This is a genomic window from Kovacikia sp. CALU 1929 (assembly GCF_056784235.1).
On sequence record NZ_JBXBCF010000108.1, the window covers coordinates 104,795 to 119,945 of the forward strand.

A 15,151-nucleotide genomic window follows, 5' to 3' on the forward strand; every position below is an offset into this window, starting at 1 on the left:
ATGTCCTCCTTCCTGCCTGACATCCAGTCTCTTTCTCTCGCAGAACAGGTAGCCCAAATGGTTGTGGTGCGGGCTTCTGGCTATTTATTTGACCACCAGATTCAGTACCCTCAGTGGGAACCTGAGGCTGAAACTTTGCGCTCGTGGTTGCAGGACTGGGGCATGGGTGGTGTGATTTTGCTGGGAGGCAGTGCAGGGGAAATTGCCCTGCGGACTCAGCAACTTCAAGAATGGGCAAACCTACCGCTGCTGCTATCAGCCGATGTGGAAGAAGGGGTGGGGCAGCGGTTTGCTGGAGCAACCTGGTTTCCGCCACCGATGGCACTGGCGGCAGTTGCAGAGAAGGATCTGGGGCTGGCAGAGCAGTACGCAGAACAGATGGGAACGTTTATAGCCCAGGAGGCAGAGGCAATCGGATTAAACTGGGTGCTGGCTCCGGTGGTCGATGTGAACAACAATCCGGACAATCCTGTGATCAATGTCCGGGCTTTTGGTGATCAGCCTGACATGGTCAGCAGACTGGCGACTGCCTTTATTCGGGGAAGCCAACGGTATCCGGTACTAACGGCAGCCAAGCATTTTCCCGGTCATGGGGATACGGCTGTGGATTCCCATCTGGAGTTGCCGGTACTCAATCACTCTCTAGAGCGCTTGCAACAGGTTGAGTTGCCACCGTTCAAGGCGGCGATCGCCGCGGGGGTCGATGCCGTCATGAGTGCCCATCTGCAAATTCCAGCCTATGACCCGGATTATCCAGCAACTCTGTCTTACCGGGTTTTGAGTGAGGAGTTGAGATTAGCGCTTGGGTTCGATGGCTTGGTGGTGACTGATGCGCTGGTAATGGGGGCGATCTCCAACCGCTATGGTGCCAATCTGGCTCCGGTGCTAGCGGTGGAAGCTGGGGCAGATATTCTCCTGATGCCGGTTGACCCTGTGGGAACTATACAGGCTGTATGTCAGGCAGTTGAAGCGGGGCGCATCCTGCCCGAACGGATTCAAGCATCGGTCGAGCGCATCTGGAAAGCCAAGCAAAAGGTCTGTTTCCCCTTGCCCGATGCAGATACTTCCCATGCCTGGGAAACCTTGCCACCCAATCTGGAGGCGCAATCGTTGACCTCTCGGCTAGCGCAACCCCAGGCTATTCAGGTAGTTGATGCTGTTTTGCGCGATTCAATGCGGGTTCATTGCCCTGTGCCCTCTCGTCTGGTTGGTGAAACCGTGGGCAATGGGCAAAACCTGATTCTGGTGGATGATGCCCTGGGCTGTGATTTTTTGGGGCGGCATACTCCGGCGATCGCCTATCCCAAAACCCTCGGCTATCAGCTTCAAATCATTGACCGTCATACCCCCAACATTTCCGTGGAAGTGAATGGTCAGAACTGGCAGCCCCAGCCAACCCTACTGCAACTGTTCATCCGGGGGAACCCTTTCCGGGGTAGTGCAGGACTCACCCACACTGCCCACAACTGGTTTCAGTTCCTGCTGAAATCTCAGCAATTGCAGGCATTGATTATCTACGGCAGTCCCTACATTCTGGAAAAGTTTTTGCCTGCTTTGCCAGCAGACGTTCCCTATGTGTTTAGCTACGGACAAATGCCCACTGCCCAGGCGATCGCCCTCAAGACATTGTTTGCAGGCAGGGGAACATCGTGAAGGGCGAAAATAAACAGATCAAGTGACTTGAAATTCATGCAAAGGAAGCTCAATCACAAATTCTGTTCCCTGCCCAGGGGATGAGTGATAGGTGAGCTTGCCGTTGTGCTTGTTGACAATAATTTGAAAGCTGGTTGATAGTCCTAAGCCAGAGCCTTTGCCAACGGGCTTGCTGGTGAAAAAAGGTTCAAATATGCGCGATCGCCACTCCTCCGGAATCCCGGCACCGTTATCTTGAATTCGGATCACGACCATTTCGGCATCCGTCAATTCTGTTTGAATCCGGATCCAGGGATCCGTTGGGATTTGGGATAGGGGATAGCTTTGCCCATCTGGCAGGGGTAGAGACGCTTCTCCCTGAACGATTGACGTATTCATTTGCAGCTTGGAAACGAGTCCAAACTGACCTCGCAGGGCATCCACCGCGTTATTTAGCACATTTAAAAACACCTGATTCAATTGGCTGGCGTAGCAGGCAATCGGCGGAATATCACCATACTCCTTGATCACCTTGATCTCCGGGTTGGCTTCCTGGGATCGCAGACGATGCTGTAGAAATAACAGAGCACTGTCTATGCCCTCATGAATATTGATCAGTTTAATGTCTGATTCATCCAGGCGAGAAAAGATGCGCAGGGCAAGCAGGATGGTGCAGATGCGGTCAACCCCCGTCCGCATCGATCCCATCAGTTTATGTAAATCGTGAATCAGAAAATCCAGGTCCATGTTTGCGATCGCCTCCTGAATCGCAACCGCCGGATGGGGGTAAGTTTCCTGATACAAGCTAATTAAGTGCAGTAAATCCTCAATGTATCGGTTAGCGTGGGAAAGATTGCCCCCAATAAAACTAATGGGATTATTAATTTCGTGTGCCACCCCCGCAACTAACTGCCCCAAACCCACCATCTTTTCTTTCTGAATCAGTTCTGCCTGGGTCTGTTTGAGATCATTTAATGCCGTTTGCAGTTGAGCATTTTGAGCTTGAAGCTGATATTGCAAACTCCGGATCGTAACCTGGGTTTGAATCCTAACCAGCACTTCTTCAAACTGAAAGGGCTTAGTCACATAATCGACAGCCCCCGCCTGAAAGGCTTTAACTTTATCCATCACATCATCTAGCGCGCTCAGGAAAATAATTGGAATAGATTGGGTTTGAGGGTTTTCCTTCAGCTTTTTGCAAACCTCATAGCCATCCATGGCGGGCATCGTAATATCCAGCAAAATCAGGTCGGGAGGTAGGGTTTGAACTGCAATCAATGCCATCGCTCCATTCAGTGCCTTCCGAACGCTGTACCCCTGCTCTACCAACATGGCAGACAGAAAGCGGATGTTATCAGGAGTATCATCCACAATCAAAATATCAATATTGGGGCTGGCAGCTAGATTGCTATTCATCTTTCACCACTGAGCGATAATGCAATGAAATTGATCACCATCTCTCGTTCTATAGCACTCCTTAAGCGGATTTGGCTAATGCCACCCTTCGTTTAAATCAAAAATTTGCGCCCAGGTCGGCGAGACTGCGGTTAGTTAGCGCAGCATAGTCTAAGTCAACCTGCTCTCCAGGTGCAAAATGAGTTTTTCTAGAAGAAGGTTAATCGTTCTACATGAATAACCCTTAACGGTCAAGTTTCTTATAGCCTCTTATCCCCTTCCCCCTTACCCTATCCACCCTGTGTAAATTTTTGAGTCACACAAGCCTTTACGAAATTGCAAAGTTATCTAAAGAAGCTTTAAAGTATAGAAGTCTATTAGCCAAAGCCTTTGAATAACAGAAACCTGAAGTCAAAGTTTTTTCTGCCGATTTTTTTGACAAACTCTTTTGGATAACCAACTGCTTAAAAACGAAGGTTTGATTCAGCGGATTGCCCTGGCAGTTTTAGCAATCCTGCTTGCTGTTGGCTTGGTTTTGCTTGGAGTTCACCAGGTTCGCCTCTCAGACCCTTATATCCGCACTGTTCTTTCCTTACAAGGAGATGCTGTGCAGGGTCATGCCATTTTTCAGATGAATTGTGCAGGTTGCCATGGGCTAGAGGCAGATGGTCAGGTTGGTCCCAGCCTGCTTAGTGTTTCTGAACGAAAATCAAAATTTAACCTGATCCACCAGGTTATTAGTGGTCAAACACCCCCAATGCCCCAGTTTCAGCCTACGCCCCAGGAAATGGCAGATTTATTGAGTTATTTGGAAAGTCTTTGAGGCAGGTGCATGGGCGGCTATTCGTAAAACGTTCCCACAATTTGCCTTTAGCCGTGGCGTTGCTGATTTTGGGTATGAATTGGGAGTTGGATGAATTGAAACTTCGTTCCAATTCATCCGGCTATTCAGCACCACCTTCGACTCATCCACGCGCCGTTGTGGTTTATCGGAAAGGCTTTTAGGGAATTGGAATCGAGTGCAGTAGCCGGTCAACAATCGCCTTTGCCCGTCGTCCCCCCGCCGGGATCATTCGGTGAGAAAGGACGTGGGGTGCAAGATACTTGACATCATCGGGAATGGTGTAATCTCGGTTCTCCAGGTAGGCATGGGCTTGAGCCGCCCGAAACAGAGCCACAGATCCCCTGGGACTAATACCAAGCGTAATCTCTTCGTCATGGCGGGTTGCCCGTACCAGATTCAGCATGTACTGTTGCAGCGATGCCTCTACCCGCACCAGCGAGCTGAGCCGCTGAAGTTCCTGAATCTCCTCCAGGGAAATGCAGGGATGTAATTCACTTACCCCTAAACCCTCTTGAAGCCGTTGTAGCATTTGTAATTCTTCCCCTTCAGTGGGGTATCCCAGGGACAGGGATAGGGTAAACCGATCCATTTGTGCTTCTGGCAGAGGAAAAGTACCCTGATACTCCACCGGGTTTTGAGTGGCAATCACAAAAAAGGGACTGGGTACTTTACGGGTCACTCCGTCCACAGTGACCTGATGTTCTTCCATGACCTCTAGCAGAGCAGACTGGGTCCGGGGAGTTGCCCGATTAATCTCATCTGCCAGCAGCACATTGGTAAACACTGGACCCATTAAAAACTCAAATTCTCCCGTCCGCTGATTCCAGATATTGGTTCCAGTCACATCGGTAGGCATCAGATCAGGCGTGCATTGGATCCGCTGAAATTTACCATCGATGGAGCGTGCCAGAGACTTGGCAAGTAATGTTTTGCCAACACCGGGTACATCTTCTAAAAGAGTATGACCACCGGCGATCAGTGCAACGAGCACCAGACGAATGGCTTCTTGCTTGCCGACAATGGTTTGACCCAGGTTTTCGATGAGTAACTGAATACGGTCTCTCATGCTGGATGTAATCTCTCAGGAGGGATGAATAGCTGCTCCTTCAGTGTGCCCTCTCTAGAGAGCGATGGACGCATTTTCAGAAAATGTAAGTACTGGTTGGGCAGTCAACCCACCGTTTTGATGGATAGCATCCGTAAAAATACAGGCTTACTGACTCCGATCTATTACTGATTAGATTCGTCTGCCAGCGCCAGTCTTGCTTCATTATTCTGTTTTTGCCCGTTGAGAGGGAGCAGGGCGTACCGTTAGAATTTTTTCCTTCCGTTTTGTATTTCAGGGAAATTCCCATTATTGGGATGTTCAGGAATGATTAAACTGCGTTAAGTAAAGGCTGTCCGAAAATTTCCTGGGTTTAGCCCTGGGCTTTAGCGGTTGAGGTTTTTCGGATAGGTTTTAGTGGGATTTCATTTTGTAACCAATCAGGCGATATTTGGGGTGATGACTTCTGCATCGATTGGATATGCCAATGCTGCCCGTACTTTGGCATCACTAACCCAACAGAGAGCAACGGGTGAATTAACGCTGAGTAGTGGCGATCGCCAGTGGAAGCTGTACTTTTTTCATGGGCGGCTGGTATATGGAACGGGCAGTCTTCACCGGGTCAGGCGGTGGTATCGGGCGATTAAGCAATATCAGCCTAATTGGAATGTCTCCTGCATTTCCCAGGAAGAACCCTGGGAATATCACCTGTTGAGCCATCGTGTCGCTCAGAATCATCTCAATGTTGTCCAGGCTCAAACGGTGATTAAGACCAGCTTGGAAGAAGTGCTATTTTCCCTGGTCAGCAATCCAGTCATGACCAGCGACTGGCTTGCCATGCAGCGCTTTGCCCTGAAGGATAATGCTGCCCTGAGTCTGTTGCTGTCTTCGCCTCAAGTGGAACAGGTGTTGCAGCGATCGCAGGATCTCTGGAAACAATGGAAGGCGCTCGAACTGGATGCCCTTAGTCCCTATCGATCGCCGATTTTAAGGCAGTCTGCCCTCGTCGATCAGGCTAACCTGCCCCCTTTACCGGATAAACTCAACCCGTTTTTGGCTGGACAACATACCGTTTGGGATATTGCTGCCCATGCCCAGCGTCCGATCACGGCAGTGACCCGCTTTTTGCTGCCCTGGCTGCACCAGGGGGCGATCGCCTTAGAAGAGATACCTGATTTTCCCCTTCCCCTTAGACAAGCCGCCTGTCCTTCTATGGCTGGAAAGCGAAAATCCCGACCTGTGATTGCTTGTATTGATGACAGCCCCACAGTCGGTCAGGTTTTGGCAGCTATTTTGGAGCCTGCCGGGTATCGGGTTGTAAATATCCAGGACCCGCTGTCGGGAATTGCCACATTGGTTAAACATAAACCCGATCTAATCTTTCTCGATCTGATCATGCCCGATACCAGTGGCTACAACCTTTGTAACTTTCTGCGCAAAACCCCCACGTTCCAAAATACCCCCATCATTATTCTTACCAGCCAGGATGGAATTCTAGACCGCACCCGCGCCCGGTTAGCTGGTGCGACTGATTTTCTAAGCAAACCGCCAGAGCCGCAAACCATGATCAACCTGGTTCAAAGTCATCTGGGATCGGTAATGCCAGTTAATTGACTGTAGATTCAAATCTTGATTAGATAGCCATTCTCCGGCATAGGGAATTTTTGGCAGTGAGAATTGAGGAGCCAGTAGCAGAGAGTTTCTGTTCTGCTGGCCGCTGGCTGCTGACTCGCTATAGACTCTTTAGCAAGTGTTGCTGTTTGCGGTGTGAGTGCGCGATCGCCATGACGATTCTGATCAACCTGGCTTCAGTTCTGCCAAAACCGACTGGACTGGCGACCTATAGCCTCAACTTAGTGAAAGAATTTGGCGCACTGGATCTGGATATTGTGGCTCCATTTGAAGTGAGCGGGCACCGCTTTCATCCATCGCCCCCCGACCTGACGGCTGACTATGGACTGAAAGGGCACTTAAAGCGCCTGCTCTGGACGCAGTTCCAACTACCCAAACTTTATCGCCAGTTGACTTCGCGGCTGCTATTTTCCCCTATCCCCGAAGCCCCCCTCTGGTCTAATTGCCGCTTTGTGGTGACTGTTCATGACCTGATTCCGCTGCGGTTTTTCAAACGCCTGTCCCCTGCCACCTTGTATAACCGACACTACATTCCCCAGGTGTTGCAGCAGGCACAACACATTATCTGCAACTCAGAAGCGACCGCCAGTGACATCATTCATTTCTGTGGAATTCCGGCAACCCAAATTACCCCCATTCCCTTAGCTTATGACGCAGAAAACTTTCAGTTTCTTGATCTGCCAACCCAAAATTATTTCCTGTACTTGGGGCGAATTACTCCATACAAAAACCTACAGCGGCTGATTGCTGCCTTTGCGGCACTGCCCGATCGCCTGGACTATGAACTGTGGCTGGCTGGTCCCTCAGACAGGCGCTATCGACCGCTACTCCAGTCCCAGATAGACGAACTGGGGTTAAATCATCGGGTCAAATTTCTGGATTATGTGCCCTATCAAGCGTTGCCCATCATCCTGAATCAGGCGATCGCCCTGGTTTTTCCCAGTTTATGGGAGGGGTTTGGGTTGCCTGTGCTAGAAGCCATGGCATGTGGAACGCCTGTGATTACGTCCAATCTGGCATCTCTGCCAGAGGTTGCCGGAGATGCTGCCATTCTGGTGGATCCCTATCAAATTGGGGCGATCGCAGAAGCTATGAACACCCTGGCAACCAGTTCCAACCTGGGTTCAGCCCTTCGTAACGCCGGTCTTGCCAGATCCCAGCAATTCAGTTGGCAAAAGACCGGACAGGCAACGGCTGAAATACTACGCAAGTACGAAGATAGGGCGTAAGCTACTTCAGCAAATGATTCTGAAACTCACCAACAGGCTGAAGGATATCACTGGGCAAACAAAATATCCAACACTACACCTCTCACCAGCAATTCTCATTATGGAAATTCAACTGGTATTCGGTGGGATATTTAGCTCTAGTCCTTTAAGCATGAAGGTGAGTAAATGATCCCAACTATCGAAATATATGTAACGAGTTAAAGCCCGCAGATCATCGAAAAAGGACTTGCGCGTGGGCAGGTGCGCTCGTAATAGCTTGTACTTCTGGTCGAGCAACTCTAGCAACGTATGAAATAGGAGAGACAGGATGTTGAGGGTCGCCAGGAACGAGGCAAGATGCTGCTTTCCGTGCCCAAAATTGTGTTCCAGGTTATAGCCCTTGGTCTTGAGGGTGTTGTTATTCTCGTTCTCCACCTTCCATCGGGTACGACCTGCCAAGACGACTGCTGCTACAGTGTCATCGTTAATGAAGTGATTGGTGGCAAACGAATTTTTGTAAGTTACCTTACCGTCAGGACGGCTTACCGTGAGTTCACACCAGTTAACCAACAGGGCATCATCGCTATTCTTCAGAGGCACTCCGTTGAGATAGCGGGTAGTGTTCTAGACCTGTTGTTTATATTCCGTAGGAGCATTGCACTGCAATGCTCCTACCAGATCCAACCACATATTTGAAACACTACCCCATAAAACATCCCAGCACGAAATTCTACGGAAAGCCTTTGGATCTCGATGCTGGAATGCTTTCTTAACGATTTCTACAATCCCGTAATGTCAATGAAATCGTAATCAATATACGAACCAATCAACCTACCGTAGTTGGAGTTGTTTTCCTTACCACCTGAACCTTCCTGCACTGAACTTAAGATATCAATTCGCATCATGATGTAGTACCGTCCATTCCCCTGCCATCCTTCCCAGTCTTGCAGGTTGGGCAACGTAGGTTGCACAGTGAAGTAGGCAGTAGAACCGATAGTTGTAATGTTGCTATCGAAGACAATCCGGTCACCTGTAGTGCCTCTTCTAGCAAGTGGGGCGATACTGGATTGAGCAATAAAGTAGTCACTACCGTCGTAGATGTCGTCATTCGATAGAAAGTAGTTAACAATAATTCTACTTGACCCTGTAGAAACGTTGCCAATGTTCTTAATTGCACCTGTCAAACGGATTGCCTGACCAGGTGATGACACGGTTTGGACAGCATTCAGCCCATCGCCCAGGATGTCTGGTCGGATGGTATCCCTAATTCCAATGGCGAAGGCAACCGCATTATTAATTTCGTTTGACTCGGCAACCAAACCCGTTGAGTCAATGATCATCCCAATATAGTAGGTCTGGTCTCCTCCCCACCACTGATCTTCTGCTAGAAGCATCGGAATATCGACAAAACCACTGCGAGTCTGACCGGATGCCAGTCCACTAATGAGGACATCCAGGTTGCTGAAGCCAGTATTAGGGTCAGTGGTGCCCAGGAGGCGATCGCTGGATGTAATCACGTTATCCCGTGATATGTAGAAGGAGACCCGAAACTCCCCTGGAGTCACGTTGACACTATTGTTGCGTACCCCATAATACACGCGAATAGTCGGTAGATAGTTTGAGTTCCCGACTGTAAGACTCACTTGAGTGGGTAACGCGTTGTTATTAGTTCTGGTGACTCTGAATGAAGCCGGGTTCGTGGTTGGGACGAGCAGGTCAATTTGCTGGGCAGGAATGCCGCCAATGTTTAGAGCATATTCTGTAGATTCACCCGTTGGTGAGAAAATCCGCAGGAAGTAGGCACCAGCACCAAGGGACAAGTTGCTAATCTGCTCATTGGCAGTCCCCAGATTAACTGAAGTAGCAACAATCTCGGCTTGACTATCAACAATGCCATTGTTGTTAAGGTCTTGAATCAGCCATACATCTGCATTACCAGTCAATCCGGTCAGTGCCAGGTTAAAAGTCGTGGGTGCTCCCAGGGTGAACTTGTAGTAGTCATTTCTGTCAGTGGCACCGCCTATTTTATCGCTATAGATGCCGGTCGCGTTCCCAACCGTACCAATGTCAAGGGCGGAAGTCATGGTATCACCGCCCAGATCAACTTTTGGGGTACTGGTTACAACTGCCCCAATTTGCCAGTTTAAGTCACCAATTGGAGGCAGTACCCCAACACTGGCAAGGGAAGTTCCGTTCATGTACCAGACAAAGTTGTCACCTGTAGTGCGATGACGCCAGATCAGGTCTGGGTTGCCATCTCTATCAAAGTCTCCGGCTCCAGCAATATCATAGCTGGCATCGCCGGATGAAATTGAAACTGTAGATTCTACTTCGATTCCATTCATCATCCAGATGAAATTGTCCCCTGTAAAGAGGTTGCGCCACAAAATGTCTGGATTCCCATCTCCATTAAAATCCGCTATGGCAGAAGGTTTCATAAAGACACCTGCTACTGATTGGATGAAGGTAGCAGAGCTATAGACCGTACCGTTCATGAACCAGATACCATTATCAAATGTAGAATAGTTGCGCAAGAGCAGATCGTTTTTGCCGTCACCATTAAAGTCTGCGGCTCCTTCAATCCTCCAGTTCAGATCAGTCAGGGGTGTCAAGGCTTGGACAGAGCGAATAGCACCATTGCCATCCATCATCCAAATTCCGATTTGACCGCTTGAGTAGTTTCTCCAAATGTAATCAGGGATGGAATCCCCATCCATATCGGCGGCAGCCTCAATCACCCAACTGACATCGCTAACGGTCGTGGTAAGCTGCACGCTCCCGATGCTGGTGTTATCCATTAGCCAGACACCGTTCTGTCCAGTAGAGTAGTTGCGCCACAGCAGATCAGCGCGCGCACCGCTAATTGTACTGACGCTCAGGGAGTAGTTGGTGGAACTACTGGGGTCAGGCAGGAAAACCCGAATGTAGTAGTCACCAGCGTTTAGAGGCTCTGTTGTAAGCGCATCTGCCAGGGTTCCAGTATTATAGGAGCCGACCAAAACTCCACCGCTATCTAGAAGTTCTAGATCGGCATTGTCAGTCAAATTATTTAGGGCAAGGACGACGCTGCTGCGCTGACTGAGTCGAAGCAGGAAGTAGTCCTGGGTGTCACCGGGGTCAAGGGAATAGCTGGTATCTGCTCCAGAGTTAGAAAAAAGTTGAGACGTAGAACTCGAATTAATAATTCGGGTGGTTGCAAGACTATTATCAGGAAACTGAGGATTGTCAGCCATTTACTTTTGCCTCCGGCGATCGCAAAGCTAGCTTTCCCAATGACGGTAAATTAATGAGCACTGCAACAATAAGTTTACAGGAACTTTGAAAATGCCTGATTTTTTCGGCTCCGGCAGTGTTTATACTTAAACTTTCTTTGCTTAGGATACACTGAAATCAGGACTTTATTGCGGAATATACTGCTTTCCTGGGGTTGGTTCTTTAGAACACCAGGACTTGATTACAGGCATACTGATAAGTTCATAAGTCCTGCTAAAAATTTGAATACCAACTTGAGTAGCCTAATAATGGGAATCAGAATTTACTTTGGTGACAACTTTAAAATTTTTTTGATGGTTCTTACTTGATTGATATAGGGTAGCTACGGATCTAAGTTGTTAAGCGAGTGGGAATATGACTGATCAAGAGAAATGGATTGCTTCCTGCCACAATCTATTTCCAACGGCTCTATTTGTATTTAATCTCAAAGACCATGAGAAGCTTGACCAGCAGTTGCTAAAGACAATTTTCGGTTTGAAGCAGTCCGATCCAGGGTATGTGGCTTCTAATGTTTTAGGTTGGCATAGCAAATCAAATCTGTTCGATTTGGAAGAAGTGAAGCCATTTAAGCAGCTTGTGGATGAAGCGATCGCCCAGGTTGCTCAGGCTGTTGGCTATGGAAATGTCAGGATTGCTGCGGCTAATTGCTGGGCAAATGTGAATCCAAAATATGCCAGTAACAAAATTCACGATCATGCCAATTGCCTTTTCAGTGGCGTTTATTACGTTAAAACTCCAAAAGACAGTGGTAGTTTGATGTTTTATGACCCCCGTAGTGCAAGGACATTTTACAAGCCTAACGTTCAAACCTTTACAGCTTATACCGCAGATGCCGTTGCCCATGTTGCCGAAGCAGGACTACTGCTTATTTTTCCAAGCTGGTTAAAGCATGGAGTGGAGCCTAATTTGAGTGATGAGGAACGGGTAAGCATTAGCTTTAACTATGTCTTTGGTTAAAGCTGAGGGTTTGGGATGGAAAATGGCTGATGGGTATTATCCACCCTAGCCCTGAATTCATTATTCATTCAATTGATTTAGATTTCTTTGAACAGTCTGCTGTACTGCTAGCACAAGTTGATTAATAGTGCGGCTACGATTTTGTTGGTAGTCTTCAAAATAGTCTTTGAGATTAATCGGGTTGCCAATTTTCACTCTGGCTTGGCGATGTCCCTTGGGAGAAGGTTGATCAATGTTAAATACTTCTCGCTCCAGACGGGTGAGCGTATCCAAAAAACGTTCCTGAGTTGGGTTTTCTGCCACATAGCTATCCTGAATAGCATCAAAGTTGAGCAGCCGAAACATTGCCTTTTGAACCGCTTCTAGTGTCCAGATAGTTTCCTGAACCGCTTCTTGATCATTGCTATCCTCTAACAGTTCGTCCTTTGTCTGAATCGCGTACTGAATTCGGTAAACCTGCTCCCGGATCGGTTCCCCTGGTGAGGGCTGAATCGACAGACGCTGCTGACATTCCTGCAAAACATGGGTTTTAAGGGCGGCAATGCGGTCATCCCAGGACTCCTGCTCAGCCTGGGGAGTCTGGAGACCATATTCCTGTTCCAGATTGATCAATACCTGTTTCCCGATCGCCCGTAACCGCTCATACGCACTTCCCTTTTTGGGTAAGCCCAGTTGGGTTTCTAACTGGTTGAGACTTGCCTGAATTGCTGGGGTCATATCCTCGGTGTAGTGATACTTGATACTGATGGGCACTACAAAAAAATCAGGCGGAGTTTCGCCTCGTTTTGCAAATCGACTCATTGCCTGGAATGCAATCTGTACTCCACCCACTCGAAACGGCATAACGGTGTCGTTTTGAAAGGAGCAGCCGCCCTCTGGAAAGATAACCAGGCAACAGTCTGGCAGCGCCATCAACTCTAATGTGTAGGCAATGCTGGGGCGATCGGCAATCCCACGTCGGATAGAGTAAGCACCTATATGCTGCAAAAACCATCCTAAAAGTCCCTTAAACGACTCATAGGCTGCCAGATAGTAGAACGTTTGGTTTAACTTAGCTGACAGCAGGAAAACCACGATCGGGTCTTGAAAAGTGGGGTGGTTTGGTAAAAGCAGCCGTTGTTTGCCCTTCAGTTCTTGTAGACGCTTTAAATCCTCTGGCTCAACTTGTAAATTGAGCTGATAACGCCATTGGGAGCCAAAACCCGCGATCGTTTGAATAAACCAAAGCAGGAAGGGATTTAGCCGAATGGAATAAAAGCCAGAAGCTTCAGATGGGGCAGGCATTAAAACATTCACTCAAATCGAGAATCTACTTAAAGCCTATCCGAAAACTTCCTGGGTTTGGTGTTAGGCGTTGGTAGTTATTTCATGACAAGCCTTTGGGATTGTAGATCAATTAACTTGCGTAGGATGGGTTGAAGGATGTAGCTTGCTTCCCACAGGATAACCCAACGCTCCCGTAGATGTTGGGTTTCGTAAACTCAACCGCAACTTACCAAAAGTAGATGTTATTTAATTCTCATTCCTTCGTATAACTTAAGAAATGGGAGAGAAATTAATCTCCAGGATTTCATGGGCTATTTAATTTCGCGAATCATGCCCATCCATTCCATCATCTCCTGATCTTCGTTAAAACTGAACAGGTCAATATGATTTGGATTGGTCATAATCTCCCGCGCTAGCAGATATCCGGTGATTGTCCAGGTTTGATATTTGCGAGAAGCTTTGCCCACTAATCTGCCATTTCTGCCGTCGTAATATTCGGGCCACTCATCCTGGCTGAGACGATGTTCGGCAATTTCAATTGCCCGCCAGCCCAGTTCTGGTCTGCCAGTTTTTTGAGCCGCCGCGGCCAGTGCCCACAGCAGGACGGGCCAATTGCCGCCATTGTGGTATGACCAGGGAACGTTTTTAGGGTCACATCCAGTCAGAATGCGCCATTCTAAATCCTCAACGGCGGGAAAGCAAATTTTCATCGGCATATAACCAATCAGGTCATGCCAGCGCTGTTCAATCAAATCCATGATGGAGAGGGATTCGCGATCGCTCGCCAGGGACGACACAATCGACATCAAATTGCCCAGGGTAAAGAAACGAAAGTCCATTTGGGCTGGACCCAGGTTACCTGCCAAATAGCCACCCTGTTCTGGCATCCACTCAGTTAGCCATAGGGGAATGGAATCGGGATAAATATTAAACTTATTGACCGCCGCTGCACCAAACTCCTCCCCCCGATAACGGTAGATTTCATTTAACCGCCGCAGGTCAAGCCAATAATATTCACGAATGTGATAGTTTAGTGTGCTTAACCGCTGGTTGAGGAACTGGGCATAAACCTCACCCCGCCGGTTCGGCAATAGCAATTCCCGCGCCGATCGCAAAGCTGCATAAAACAAGGCTTGAATTTCCAGGGGATGACCAGATACGCCCAGGCGGCGATCGATCATAAATGCGCCATCCGGCACCAGCATCGTGGGATACATATCAAAGCGATCGGCAAGGCACAATTTCAGAATCAACACAATGCCCTGCTGAAAATCGGGTCGGTGAGCCAGATCCAGATCTCCCGTTGTTTTCACATACGCCCGCAACAGGATCAACCACCAGAGGCAGGAGTCTACCGGTGTGACCCGCCCGATCGCGTGTTCCCCAAAGTCTGCCGTTAAATACTGCTGTCCTTCCCAGGTTTCAACCTTAAAACTAGCCGGCATTAATCCCTGACCGGCATTGAAACAATCCATCTGCTTATCACTGCTCTGTAACCCCAGGGTTTCAATCAAAAAGTTGCGAACAATTTCCGTTTGTCCCTTGATCAGAAATAGCAGCGCAGAGGGAACAAAATCACGCACAAAGCACTGATCATAGTTCAGCGCTTCCACATAGGGATCCCGTGCGGCTACTGTTCCCACCGGACGACCCCGGTAGTAAACAATCGAATCCTCTAACAACTCCCAAGCCTCTTTTATCAGAGGGGTTTCCGCTTGTAAATCCGGTTCGACTCGGATGCTCTTATCAACAACCATAGGATGTGTACAGTTACAAAATTGGGCAAAAATAAGGTGTGAAACCCTAGCTGTTTAGAGCAGGATCTAGCGCAGCAAGGCGAAGTGCGGCACCCCTGGTTCAGCCAGTCCAGAGAGTCGGAGTGCGCAGTAGATCAGCGTA

The 15,151-nt window shown here is 48.6% G+C and carries 11 protein-coding genes and 1 pseudogene; 6 read left to right on the forward strand and 6 right to left on the reverse strand.

All coding sequences use genetic code 11. From position 1 onward, the window contains the following. Positions 1-1,653 (forward strand): glycoside hydrolase family 3 protein, encoded by a 1,653-nt coding sequence (locus AC1S52_RS30470; protein ID WP_482032807.1) that lies wholly within the window; start codon positions 1-3, stop codon positions 1,651-1,653. A gap of 18 nt (positions 1,654-1,671) precedes the next feature. Here AC1S52_RS30470 and AC1S52_RS30475 read toward each other — a convergent pair whose 3' ends face one another. After that, positions 1,672-3,048 (reverse strand): sensor histidine kinase, encoded by a 1,377-nt coding sequence (locus tag AC1S52_RS30475; protein ID WP_482032808.1) that lies wholly within the window; start codon positions 3,046-3,048, stop codon positions 1,672-1,674. Positions 3,049-3,475: 427 nt separating this feature from the next. Between AC1S52_RS30475 and AC1S52_RS30480 the strand changes: the two genes are divergently transcribed. Then, positions 3,476-3,850 carry a c-type cytochrome gene (locus AC1S52_RS30480; protein WP_482032809.1) on the forward strand — a complete coding sequence of 125 codons (375 nt, stop codon included), beginning with the start codon at positions 3,476-3,478 and terminating at the stop codon, positions 3,848-3,850. A gap of 178 nt (positions 3,851-4,028) precedes the next feature. Here the strand turns inward: AC1S52_RS30480 and AC1S52_RS30485 are convergent, their stop codons facing one another. Further along, complete coding sequence (locus AC1S52_RS30485; protein WP_482032810.1) at positions 4,029-4,937, reverse strand: AAA family ATPase; 909 nt, start codon at positions 4,935-4,937, stop codon at positions 4,029-4,031. Between the two features lie 24 nt (positions 4,938-4,961). Between AC1S52_RS30485 and AC1S52_RS30490 the strand changes: the two genes are divergently transcribed. The 3 genes from AC1S52_RS30490 to AC1S52_RS30500 all read left to right on the forward strand — a co-directional run bounded on the left by AC1S52_RS30490 (position 4,962) and on the right by AC1S52_RS30500 (position 7,777). Further along, positions 4,962-5,108 carry a hypothetical protein gene (locus AC1S52_RS30490; RefSeq protein WP_482032811.1) on the forward strand — a complete coding sequence of 49 codons (147 nt, stop codon included), beginning with the start codon at positions 4,962-4,964 and terminating at the stop codon, positions 5,106-5,108. Positions 5,109-5,375: 267 nt separating this feature from the next. Continuing rightward, the gene (locus tag AC1S52_RS30495; RefSeq protein ID WP_482032812.1) at positions 5,376-6,530 is read left to right on the forward strand and encodes a response regulator; all 1,155 of its coding nucleotides are present in this window, start codon (positions 5,376-5,378) and stop codon (positions 6,528-6,530) included. A gap of 170 nt (positions 6,531-6,700) precedes the next feature. After that, positions 6,701-7,777 (forward strand): glycosyltransferase family 4 protein, encoded by a 1,077-nt coding sequence (locus AC1S52_RS30500; protein ID WP_482032813.1) that lies wholly within the window; start codon positions 6,701-6,703, stop codon positions 7,775-7,777. Positions 7,778-7,885: 108 nt separating this feature from the next. Here AC1S52_RS30500 and AC1S52_RS30505 read toward each other — a convergent pair. Next, positions 7,886-8,377 (reverse strand): annotated as a pseudogene (locus AC1S52_RS30505) (ISNCY family transposase); the annotation flags it as partial. A gap of 158 nt (positions 8,378-8,535) precedes the next feature. Then, entirely contained in the window at positions 8,536-10,989 is a 2,454-nt protein-coding gene (locus tag AC1S52_RS30510) for an FG-GAP-like repeat-containing protein (RefSeq protein ID WP_482032814.1), read from the reverse strand. A 394-nt stretch (positions 10,990-11,383) separates the two neighbouring features. Between AC1S52_RS30510 and AC1S52_RS30515 the strand changes: the two genes are divergently transcribed. After that, on the forward strand, positions 11,384-11,986 hold the full coding sequence (locus AC1S52_RS30515; RefSeq protein WP_482032815.1) for a TIGR02466 family protein: 603 nt from the start codon (positions 11,384-11,386) through the stop codon (positions 11,984-11,986). A 60-nt stretch (positions 11,987-12,046) separates the two neighbouring features. On the opposite strand, the gene AC1S52_RS30520 is transcribed toward AC1S52_RS30515, so the two are convergent. Both AC1S52_RS30520 and AC1S52_RS30525 read right to left on the reverse strand, forming a co-directional pair. After that, positions 12,047-13,270 (reverse strand): 1-acyl-sn-glycerol-3-phosphate acyltransferase, encoded by a 1,224-nt coding sequence (locus AC1S52_RS30520; protein WP_482032816.1) that lies wholly within the window; start codon positions 13,268-13,270, stop codon positions 12,047-12,049. Between the two features lie 293 nt (positions 13,271-13,563). Then, the gene (locus AC1S52_RS30525; protein ID WP_482032817.1) at positions 13,564-15,009 is read right to left on the reverse strand and encodes a glycoside hydrolase 100 family protein; all 1,446 of its coding nucleotides are present in this window, start codon (positions 15,007-15,009) and stop codon (positions 13,564-13,566) included. Positions 15,010-15,151 lie beyond the last annotated feature (142 nt).

Coding starts and splice junctions, on each gene's coding strand:
- AC1S52_RS30470 (WP_482032807.1), top strand. CDS start 1: ATGTCCTCCTTCCTGCCTGACATCCAGTCTCTTTCTCTCGCAGAACAG.
- AC1S52_RS30475 (WP_482032808.1), bottom strand. CDS start 3,048: ATGAATAGCAATCTAGCTGCCAGCCCCAATATTGATATTTTGATTGTG.
- AC1S52_RS30485 (WP_482032810.1), bottom strand. CDS start 4,937: ATGAGAGACCGTATTCAGTTACTCATCGAAAACCTGGGTCAAACCATT.
- AC1S52_RS30490 (WP_482032811.1), top strand. CDS start 4,962: ATGAATAGCTGCTCCTTCAGTGTGCCCTCTCTAGAGAGCGATGGACGC.
- AC1S52_RS30495 (WP_482032812.1), top strand. CDS start 5,376: ATGACTTCTGCATCGATTGGATATGCCAATGCTGCCCGTACTTTGGCA.
- AC1S52_RS30500 (WP_482032813.1), top strand. CDS start 6,701: ATGACGATTCTGATCAACCTGGCTTCAGTTCTGCCAAAACCGACTGGA.
- AC1S52_RS30510 (WP_482032814.1), bottom strand. CDS start 10,989: ATGGCTGACAATCCTCAGTTTCCTGATAATAGTCTTGCAACCACCCGA.
- AC1S52_RS30515 (WP_482032815.1), top strand. CDS start 11,384: ATGACTGATCAAGAGAAATGGATTGCTTCCTGCCACAATCTATTTCCA.
- AC1S52_RS30520 (WP_482032816.1), bottom strand. CDS start 13,270: ATGCCTGCCCCATCTGAAGCTTCTGGCTTTTATTCCATTCGGCTAAAT.
- AC1S52_RS30525 (WP_482032817.1), bottom strand. CDS start 15,009: ATGGTTGTTGATAAGAGCATCCGAGTCGAACCGGATTTACAAGCGGAA.